The organism is Treponema sp. (assembly GCF_052169735.1).
In the GTDB taxonomy this organism is placed as follows: Bacteria; Spirochaetota; Spirochaetia; order Treponematales; family Treponemataceae; genus Treponema.
Window position 1 is genome coordinate 1 of the sequence record NZ_JBQNBW010000084.1, and the last position, 7738, is coordinate 7738.

Sequence of the window (7738 nt, forward strand, 5' to 3'; positions counted from 1 at the left end):
GAGTTTTTCCGACGAAAAACTCGCTACTGGTTATCATCCCGGACATCCTTGTCCGTTTTGCCTCTCCAGCGCTTTTGCAAATAGCCTGTTGAGAAACGTACCTCCCTGTACGTTTCTCAACGACGAGATTTGTGCATAACACAAATCTCGCTCTTGTTTATAACCACGGACATCCTTGTCCGTTCTGAAACTACGAGGCACGAGCACAAATTAACCGCAGGCACGCCCAAGAATGTGCGTCCTTGCCCATTCTTGGGCTACAAGTTTGCAGGAGCAAACTTGCTTCTGCTTGGAACCACGGACATCCCTGTCCGTTCTGATACGTTGAGGATTAATTTGTGCGCAGTAACGAAGTAGATGTGTCCCTCCAGCGCTTTTGCAAATAGACGGCACAGATGCTAGGAGCGCACAAAAAACACCCGCAGGCACGCCAAAGGATATACATCCGTGTATATCCTTTAGCTACGAGTTTAGCCTTATGTCTAAACTCGTTACTGATTTACTCCCCCACCATCCGTGGCGGTTCTGATACGTCGAGTATTTACTTCAGCAGCGGCAAGGATGTCGCCAGTTTAAACAGAAGCGATGTTTCAGCGTCAGCTGAAACGCGCCATCAAAAGTGTACACGGATGCACACTTTTGATGAAGCGACAACGCAGATATGCCCCTCCAGCGCGTTTGCAAATAGACGGCACAGATGCTAGGAGCCTAGCCGAAATAAAGCGGAGGCGTATCTGTGATACGTTGAGCATTTATTTCGGCGTAGCGACAACGCAGATGTACCGTCTATTTGCAAAAGTTAATTGATCTTTTCAAGATAGGCCTTCGTAAACACCACATCCGGTATGTCGGAGGCGTCAAAATCGGAAAGTATTTGCGTAGTTTTTTCACCTTTGTTGATTTCGTTAATATAAATAGAGTGCGCAGGCCAGTTGAAATTACCAATTTTGACGTATTTAGGTAGAAGCGTGGTACGCATCAGCCGTCCGCTTGAGCCATAGCTTTCGATTTTTAGAATAAGCGGATCATCTTTACGTACAAAGAATTTTTCCTGTGCATATTTTGCATCGGAAAGAAGGGTCTTGAGCGTAACTGCATATACGTCAAACTTGCCGAGTTTTGTTTCCCCTATGTCCGTAATTTCATACGTCCGTCTAAATTCCGATCGCTTCTTTACATCCGAAACATTTGCGTCGGAATCCCCGATAGTGCGTTTAAGCGAAGAGTGGGTAAATTGATGCGAGGTTGGATCATACACCCAGAGGTTGTTCTTTTCCTGCATATACCCCGTTCCTTTATCTGCTTCAGGTGCAAGCTGTACAAGCGTCGTTTGATCCTGTGTATCACGCCGGAACAATTTATACTGCTGCGCAGATTTCGGTTCATTCGGTTTTTCGATAATCAGCGAAAGTGTACAGGTAATATCCTTATCAAAGTTACCCGCTGAGTATTGTTTTTCCAGAATACCATACATCTCTTCCGTACTCGGTATTTGCGCTGAAAGCGAACACGGCAGTGTACACAAGACCGCGGCAAAAAAAACTGCGGTGTATTTTTTCATCATTGCTTTGTAGTTCATCATAGTCTCCTCCTATAAAACGCTTGTGGCGGTTTTCTTACTTTAAGAACCAAATTTTTTGCATTTATCCAACAGAAAAACTCGGACGCTATACAATAGCAGCTTACGTTAAACTTTTCACGTCCTCTATGGTCAAACTCGTTACTTTCGCAATATCTTCCATTGATAAACCAATTGTCAATAGCTTCTTTGCTGTCTCAATAGCCTTTTGATGTAATCCTTCCTTGAATCCTTCTTGTTTACCTCGCTGGATACCTTGTTCCAGTCCTCGCTGGATACCTTGTTCTAAGCCTTGCTGGATACCGCGCTCTAGACCTTTCCGCTCGGATTCATGGATCATGGAAATACGATCGCTTTCATATCGTCTTGCAGCTATATAGCGCTCTCGCTCTTTATCGTCAAGATAAAAACTGTTCATAACTTCATTAGCTTTTGCCATCACAGGATTTTCCTGAGCCAACTGTGTCCGCACCTCGCTATCCTCCGTTTTGATAAATAACAGCCATTTTTCCAATTCTGTCATATTCATATCATTTACTTTTGTCAAATCAAAGAAGTGTATCTCAAAAATATCGTCCAGTAAACTATGATCTTCCCATTCCAGTATTTTATAAAGCGAATGAAGTTTATCCGTCAATTTAAATGGCTGATTTAAAATATTAATAGCAATGCACTTATTTAATTCTGAGTAGTCGGCTCCATGTTTAAAATTCTCGGTCAGCAGTTCAGTCCAATAGAAAATACTGCGTTTTGCATAATAATCAAAATAGATATTCTGCATCTCAATATCAATTTTTTGTCCATCCTGTAGTAAGATTTTTATATCAAGACGTCCTGCTTTATCATCAAAAAATTTGGGATACAGTTCACTGTTTTCAATTTGCACATCTTTGAAATCGTTTTTGTTTATTTTTGTTACCAAAGAAATAAATTCAATCATAATATCTTGATTTTCATAGGTACCAAAGAGCTTTTTGAAAGCGTAATCATTTCTTGCAGTAAATTTTTCAAGCTTATACTGCAAACTGAGATTTTGATTATTCATATTCCGATCCTCATCATCGATAGTTCGCAGCAAAGATCTGCGAACTTTGTTTCTGCAAAAAACACAGCCTCAATTTACTTGCTCGACCGCAATGCTTCCGCAGGAATCATGTTGGCTGCACGGATTGCGGGGCCGAGCGCTGCAAGGATTGCTAAGAAAGCCGTTAGCAGGAATTTTAAGCAGATAACGGTCGGCGAGAGTATCCACAAAAAATGCCCATTCGTTGTAAGCATACTGAGTACCGAGTCAATCGATATGGGGATAAGGCTGATAATCAGCATAACGAGCAGCGCAAGCACAAAGCCCGCTGCGGCGCCGATAACCGAAAGAAAGCCTGCTTCTGCAAGAAATAAAAGACTCACCTTTCCCCTGCTGACACCGCAAGAACGCATCGTACCGATTTCGCCCTTCCGCTCATGTACCACCATCCTGAATGTATTGGAAATACCGATCATCGTAACGAGCAGCAATACCAACAGCACACCGAGACTGACCCACTGTATCGTCTGAGACAGCGTTACCATCTGCGGCGCAAAATCGTAGAAAGTCATAACGGCGTATTTCGTTCCGTCCCACTTTCCTTCATTCAACTGCCGCAGCAGTTCCTGCCCGGGAGAGGTTGGGTTAAACTGCGCCGCCAGTTCACGGCTGGTAACGGGACCGTATTCGGCAAGGCGCTTTTCAAAAATGGACGCAACAGCATCTTGCTGGTTTTCATCTCTCAAGAAAATACCGAACTGAGCAACACACCCTTCGGGAATTTCGGCAATTTTATTGAGATAATCGAAGTTCGCATAAAACTGTATTTGATCAAACTGGCTTTGATCCTGATAGATACCAGCTATTTGAAATTCCGCAACCGTTGCCTGTCCGCTTAACGTAGTCATTTCATAAAGGATAACATCATTCAAAGCGACATTCAGCGCTTCGGCGGTTTTTTGAGGGATAAAAAGAGCGTTTTCTATGGTTACATTCTCCCATCCGCCTTCTTTAAACGCAAAACTATTGCGTAAGGCTTCTTCCTCATCGAATTTGCAGCCTGCAATTTGAGCAGTCAACTGATTCCCTGCAAAAATCAGCGTGCCGTAACGCTGTGCACGTACAGTTGTATACAATGCATCAATTTTTTCTTCTTTGATGATTCTATGCACAAGCTCAACACTTTCGGGAGGAAGGTATTCATTCGCCTTATCATCTTCTGTCTTGTCCGCTGCCTTTTCTGCCCCGGTTACATAGACATGCCCGCCGATAATCTTTGCAATCTGATATTCCAAACTCTTACGGGCGCCTGCCGACAGTCCGTCGATCAATGTTACAATAAGAAACGCAAATACAATCGCAATAACCAACAACATACTGCGCCGTTTTTGCCTATTTAAATTCCGAAATGCAATCTTTAATATATTCATAATCTTTCCTTAAAATGCCTTCATTAATAGTGCCTTATTTGTTGATGGCTTCCAATGGGCTGATCTTTAATGCAAGTCCAACCGGATACCAATTTGCAATTACTCCGGCGGCAAGCATAGCGGCAAGTGTATTCAATACTGCAACCGGCGATATAGCTGTCTGGATTTTATAACCGCCGAACATAACAGCCATCGTTTCATTCGGAAGTCTGATTCCCAACGCATTAAAGATGAACCCTGCGATAATCGCAAGAGCAATCCCGCACAGAGCCCCAACGCACGAAAGTAAAAACGACTCCGTATAAAAGAGCCGCCTGACAAATGAACGCTTTGCTCCGATGGCACGCATTGTGCCGATTTCTGCCGTCCGCTCCATAACAGAAACGACAAGCGTATTCATAATGACGATGAGCACCACAACTGCAAGCAATACCAGCACCGCGATCATCAGCGTCCGTGTCATTTTTATCGCAGCAGCATACTGCACCACTGCTTTATCCCACGGAAGCGCTTGTGCTATAAGACCTTCTTCTGCAAACCATTTATTCAAATCTGCAATCACCCGGGGTGTTTTTGAAGGATCTTTCAGCTTAACCGTTACAAAGTGCCATGCATCGGTGTCCGCCATATTGAGCTGATTGCGCAGCTCCGTACTGCCTAAAATATTTTCCAAATCTTCCGCAGTCGCTTTTTTTTCAGTGATGCTTTCCGCCTCTTCGGTGACACCGACTGCATCATCGGAGAACAAGTCGTCTTCGCTTTTCTCTGCAAGGCTGAGATCGATTGACTGAGGAATTTCCGTAACGGTACGAGCACCCATTGTTACACCTGCAAGCATACGGGCGCTGTTGATATCCGTATACAGTACCGCCTGAATTGCCGTATCAGAATGTGCAAAGGTAAAAAAGCCGCTCACTCTTATTTTGCGCAGCTTTGCTTTTTCTCCAAAGCTCATCACCACAACATCATCTCCAACATGCAATTCCCGTTCATAATATTTCTCGTACTTTTCTTTTACCTTTTGCGGCAGCAGGATAAATTCCGTACCGTCGGAATCGGGAAATTCACCTTCATACACTTTGATTGTCTCAAATGTTTTTTTGTATGAAGAAGGCTCAATACCGAGCGTCGTTGCATAGGGATTATACGAAAAGTTTTCACCCTTAGGCTCCCACGTGTCGGAAAGGTCAGCCGGACGCAGCATACCATACCCGACAACCATTCCCCGCGTAAACACCGAAGCTTCCGGCATATCATGTAACTTTGCCTCAATCTTTTCTATCTTTGACAGATACGGCATCGAAGGTAATTTTCCCGTATTGACATTTTTATAGGCACCGGCAATTGTTACATTCACGTCTTGATCGGAGGGTTTTCCGGTAATAAAAATATCACCGCAAAAATCGCTTTCGCATACATTCTTTGTTTGCTTTTCGGCGAAATTCAGCACACCGAGTCCCAACACCACCAAAAAGCTGCCGAGCCCGATCAAAATCATAATGATCAGCGTCTTTGTCTTATGCGAAAAAAGATTTTTCAACGCCAACTTAAAAATCGTTTTATTCATTATATCCTCTTCAATTTAATTCATAATTAAGGATGATGCCTCTACTCCGTACATAGAACACTTTCAGCATACAACGCTTCCGGTGCTATATCCAGTTCATCATTCCATACGACCGTGCCCCGTTCTATACGGGCACGAGCAAAGAACGCTTTGTTTCTCAACTGAGTGAATATTCCTTGCGTTATATCATCCTGCCCATCATAAACCCTTTTTTCTCCGTTCGAAAACGTAATCAACAATTCATAATCATGTAAATACTGCACTTCCGTCGGATAAATCATAGATATAAATTACCCATTAACCTTCGTGTCCTCGACGACGTTTCCGTCTAAGATTTTGATGCGGTGGTCGGTCATATTGACGATTTTGGCATCATGAGTAGAAAAGATAAAGGTGGTATTAAACTCACGGCTCATATCCTTCATCAGTGCAAGAATCTGATCGCCGGTTTTGGAATCGAGGTTTGCAGTGGGTTCGTCGGCAAGCACCAATGCAGGCTTGGTAACCAAGGCACGGGCAATAGCAACGCGCTGCCGCTGACCGCCTGAAAGCTCGTTCGATTTATGGTGCGTCCATTCGCTCAATCCGACCTTTTCAATGAGGTGCTCAATCCATTCCTTACTCTTTTCTTTGCTTTCTTTCGCCTTACCGAACAAAAGGGGAAACTCGATGTTTTCGTATACATCCAAAACAGGAATCAGGTTAAAGGATTGAAAGATAAAGCCCAGATACTCGTGGCGCAGCTGAGTGATCCGCTTGTCGAGCTTTGGCGGAATTTTTAAGCCCTTGTTTTTCCGTTTGGAAAGAGAGGCAAAGTCTTTTTCTTGATAAATTGTTTCTCCATTGATAATAAGCTCACCGGAGGTCGGCGTGTCTATCAACCCTATCATATTGAGCGTAGTGGATTTCCCTGAGCCGGACGGTCCGGAAATGGAAACAAATTCCCCGCTATCGATGGAAAAATTAATTCCCTTAACAGCTTCTACCAAAACCTTCCCTAATGGATAGGTTTTGCGCAAATTCTTAACTTGTACAATGGTCATATATAATCTCCTATAATAAATAGACAATTAAATAAACAATATTGTGAGCGATATTACGATACCCTATTCACTATCGGTTTCTGTTTCAACAGGTATCGGCTTAAACAATTCAGATAGTTCCGCATGGTATTTTTGCACGAGTTTCAAGTCGTCAGGATGGATTCCAATAGGAAGATCTCCATATTCGAAATTCAAAACGACATACGCAATCACTATAATTTGCAATAACCCTGTTTGTCCGTCAAGCCCGTATTTTCGGAAAAGCGTTTGTAATTTTTTCGGCGTCGGATTCTGTTTCAGGAAATCCGTCGGATTAGTGTCTTCTGCAAGTGCCGCTTGAAAGGACTCAAACCATTGCCTTTCTTTAGAAGCCCCGCCGTCCAGAATGGTATTAAGGCGTTCAAGCAGCTTTTCGTGATTTTTGATAACTCCTTTCACAGCTGTTTCGGTTAAAATCGGTTCCATCTTTGGTGTTTGCTCCTGTGCATACAAACCGCTGATGCTTACAATGGCGAATACGATACCTGCCGCGATACTTTTCTTTATCATATTTATCTCCTATACAATTTTGGGCAATATTTTTATCATTCTATAACGCTGACAAAAAAAACCTACGTCTGACAAATATTTTAAACAAAATAAGAGATAAACTGTTACAAAAAAACAGCAACAAAAAATACTACGCCATAAAGGTATACTATATAGATAGAAAGAGACTGATAGGATACAAGTACGGTAGTAAAAAGAAGTTGAAAAAACGTGCGCCTGACACGGCTCGAACGTGCGACCTACGGATTCGAAGTCCGTTGCTCTATCCAACTGAGCTACAAGCGCATTTTCCGCCATGCCAAGAAAGGTTCGGGCAGCCCGTTGGACCATATAACATGAACGTAAAAAAGGGTGGGTGATGGGGTTCGAACCCACGACAACCAGATCCACAATCTGGCGCTCTACCACTGAACTACACCCACCGCGTAATGGATGAGAGTATGCCAAACAAACAAAAAAAAGTCAAGCAGTCTCCTCAGTGAAAATGATCAAAGGTAAGTTGTAAAATAAAATGCCCCAAAAAAGGAGAAAAGAAACGGTTCACCT

At 43.0% G+C, this 7738-nt stretch carries 7 protein-coding genes and 2 tRNA genes; all 9 read right to left on the minus strand.

The genetic code is table 11. The features are described 5' to 3' along the window. Positions 1-799: 799 nt before the first annotated feature. The 9 genes from ACTTJ8_RS10840 to ACTTJ8_RS10880 all read right to left on the minus strand — a co-directional run bounded on the left by ACTTJ8_RS10840 (position 800) and on the right by ACTTJ8_RS10880 (position 7614). Positions 800-1579: an outer membrane lipoprotein-sorting protein gene (locus ACTTJ8_RS10840; protein ID WP_442721193.1), complete on the minus strand. Its 780-nt coding sequence runs from the start codon at positions 1577-1579 to the stop codon at positions 800-802. A 103-nt stretch (positions 1580-1682) separates the two neighbouring features. Further along, entirely contained in the window at positions 1683-2624 is a 942-nt protein-coding gene (locus ACTTJ8_RS10845) for an Rpn family recombination-promoting nuclease/putative transposase (protein ID WP_442721190.1), read from the minus strand. 74 nt (positions 2625-2698) lie between these two features. Next, positions 2699-4033: an ABC transporter permease gene (locus ACTTJ8_RS10850; protein ID WP_253823553.1), complete on the minus strand. Its 1335-nt coding sequence runs from the start codon at positions 4031-4033 to the stop codon at positions 2699-2701. A gap of 34 nt (positions 4034-4067) precedes the next feature. After that, positions 4068-5600: an ABC transporter permease gene (locus ACTTJ8_RS10855; protein WP_442721191.1), complete on the minus strand. Its 1533-nt coding sequence runs from the start codon at positions 5598-5600 to the stop codon at positions 4068-4070. A gap of 41 nt (positions 5601-5641) precedes the next feature. After that, positions 5642-5881, minus strand: coding sequence for a DUF2442 domain-containing protein (locus ACTTJ8_RS10860; RefSeq protein ID WP_442721192.1), 240 nt, complete (start codon positions 5879-5881; stop codon positions 5642-5644). Between the two features lie 9 nt (positions 5882-5890). Next, the gene (locus tag ACTTJ8_RS10865; protein WP_442719911.1) at positions 5891-6643 is read right to left on the minus strand and encodes an ABC transporter ATP-binding protein; all 753 of its coding nucleotides are present in this window, start codon (positions 6641-6643) and stop codon (positions 5891-5893) included. A 63-nt stretch (positions 6644-6706) separates the two neighbouring features. Then, positions 6707-7192 carry a hypothetical protein gene (locus ACTTJ8_RS10870; RefSeq protein WP_442715528.1) on the minus strand — a complete coding sequence of 162 codons (486 nt, stop codon included), beginning with the start codon at positions 7190-7192 and terminating at the stop codon, positions 6707-6709. A 211-nt stretch (positions 7193-7403) separates the two neighbouring features. Beyond that, positions 7404-7477 (minus strand) — tRNA-Arg (locus ACTTJ8_RS10875). Positions 7478-7542: 65 nt separating this feature from the next. After that, positions 7543-7614: transfer RNA gene (locus ACTTJ8_RS10880), tRNA-His, on the minus strand. Positions 7615-7738: the final 124 nt, after the last annotated feature.